The sequence below is a fragment of the Collinsella sp. CLA-ER-H3 genome (assembly GCF_040092425.1).
Taxonomy (GTDB): Bacteria; Actinomycetota; Coriobacteriia; order Coriobacteriales; family Coriobacteriaceae; genus Collinsella.
In genome coordinates this window covers 1-913 of record NZ_JBBNLP010000027.1, presented here as the reverse complement: position 1 = coordinate 913, position 913 = coordinate 1, and the positions used below count along the sequence as shown (strand labels likewise).

Genomic DNA, 913 nt, shown 5'->3' with positions numbered 1-913 from the left:
CGGTTCCGATGGCTCCCCCTATGAGAAGCACGTGGACACTAAGGGACGCGTTCTGAGCGACAAGTGCATCGCGGACGAGGTTCCGTTTGGGATTCCGGAAAGCTGGGCCTGGGCGAGATTTAGTGAAGTCATTGGAATTGCAGCGCGTTTGGTCGACCCGTTGAAATATCAGGACTTTCCTCATATCGCGCCTGACAACATCCAAAAAGGCACCGGAAAGCTCTTGTTCTGTCATAGTGTTAAGGCCGACGAGGTTAAGAGCGCCAATCACCTGTTCTCTGCAGGACAGATTCTCTATTCGAAGATTCGTCCAGCTCTTCGAAAGGCGGTTATCGCCCCTTTTGATGGGCTGTGTAGTGCGGATATGTATCCGCTCAACACCAAGCTGCAACCTGAATATGTCCTCACGGTTCTCCTCAGCAATTTCTTCACTGAGGAGACGCTTAAGGGTGATACGCGTGTCAAAATGCCAAAGACTAATCAGAAGTCATTGAACGTCATTCTGGTCCCAGTTCCGCCTCTCGCCGAGCAGCGCCGCATCGTCGAGCGGGTGAACGAGCTCATGCCCCTGGTCGAGGAGTACGGTGAGCTCGAGGACGCCCGCGAGGAGCTCGACGCCGCGCTGCCCGGCCGCCTGCGCAAGTCGGTGCTGCAGCTGGCGGTTCAGGGAGGGCTCGTGCCGCAGGACCCCGCAGACGAGCCCGCCGGCGTTCTGCTGGAGCGCATCCGCGGGCAGCGCCGGCAGCTCGTGGCCGAGGGGGAGATGAAGGCCCCGAAGGGCGGTGAGTCGATCATCTTCGCCGGTTCCGATGGCCGCCGCTATGAGAAGAGGGTGGACGCCAGGGGCCGCGAGTCCGAGCCCGTCTGCATCGAGGACGAGATCCCGTTCGAGATACCCGAGAGCTGGGAGTGG

Annotated in this window: 1 pseudogene; it reads left to right on the top strand. The window is 59.7% G+C overall.

The window, feature by feature from the left end:
* Positions 1-31: 31 nt before the first annotated feature.
* Positions 32-913, top strand: a pseudogene (locus AAAX32_RS10015) (hypothetical protein); the annotation flags it as partial.